General features: G+C 70.2%; 1 protein-coding gene. It reads left to right on the forward strand.

What is annotated here, in order from left to right:
* Positions 1–113 precede the first annotated feature (113 nt).
* The gene (locus tag ACWGDE_RS39080; protein WP_453393838.1) at positions 114–1,067 is read left to right on the forward strand and encodes an IS481 family transposase; all 954 of its coding nucleotides are present in this window, start codon (positions 114–116) and stop codon (positions 1,065–1,067) included.
* The last annotated feature ends 166 nt before the right edge of the window (positions 1,068–1,233 follow it).

Raw genomic sequence — 1,233 nt, forward strand, 5'->3', positions numbered from 1 at the left:
CTAGGTGTGTTGTCCGGGGACGTTGGTGACACACGTGCTGGGTTCTTGAAATGGGTGAGGGCCTCCGGGTTCGGTGTGGATTGCGACATCTACACCTAGCCGAGGAGGCCCTCGTGGTCCACCGTAATGCCCCGCTGACCGAGACCGGGCGACTGCGCCTGGCCCGGTGCGTCGTCGAGGACGGCTGGCCCGTGCGGCGGGCCGCGGAACGGTTCCAGGTCAGCCACACCACCGCGGCCCGCTGGGCCGGCCGCTACCGGATGCTGGGCATCGCCGGAATGAGTGACCGGTCCAGCCGGCCGCACCGCCAACCCGCCAGGACGCCGGCCGACGTGGAGCAACAGGTACTGCGGATGCGGCGCGAGCACCGGATCGGGCCGCTGCGGCTGGCCGCCCGCTGCCGGATCGCACCGTCGACCGCCCACCGGATTCTCCAGCGGCACGGCCTGCCCCCGCTGGCCGCCCTGGACCGGGCCACCGGCGAACCCGTCCGCCGCTACGAACGCGCCCGACCCGGCGAACTCGTCCACATCGACGTCAAGAAGCTCGGCCGGATCCCTGACGGCGGCGGGCACCAGGCACTGGGCAGAGCCGAAGGCCGCCGCAACAAGACCGGTGCCGGCTGGGCCTACCTGCACACCGCACTCGACGATCACACCCGCCTCGCCTACACCGAAGACCTGCCCGACGAGACCGCTCCGACCTGCGCCGCCTTCCTGCGACGAGCGACTGCCTGGTTCGCGTCCGTGGGCATCACCGTCGAGCGAGTGCTGACCGACAACGCCTGGGCGTACAGCAGGAACACCTGGCGCCAGACCTGCCGCGAGCTGGGTATCAGCCCACGCTGGACCAGGCCCTGGCGCCCCCAGACCAACGGCAAGGTCGAACGCTTCCACCGCACCCTGCTCGAGGAATGGGCCTACATGCGGCCCTACACCTCAGACCGCGAACGGATGGACGCGTTTACCGACTGGCTGCACTGGTACAACTACCACCGACCCCACACCGGCATCGCAGGCCAGACACCCGCCAGCCGCGGCACCAACCTGTCCGGACAACACATCTAGGCCGTCTCTTCCGGATCTTGCCTGACCCACGCCGCCCGGCACCGCACCTCGCCGCGTTGGCGGAGTACCCGAGTACGTCCAGTACACGGGCGCCCCGCCAACGCGCCGATGCACGGCACCGGACGACGCGGGCTCAACCGGCAAGATCCGAAAGAGACGGCCTAGC

Source organism: Streptomyces sp. NPDC054956, assembly GCF_053609185.1.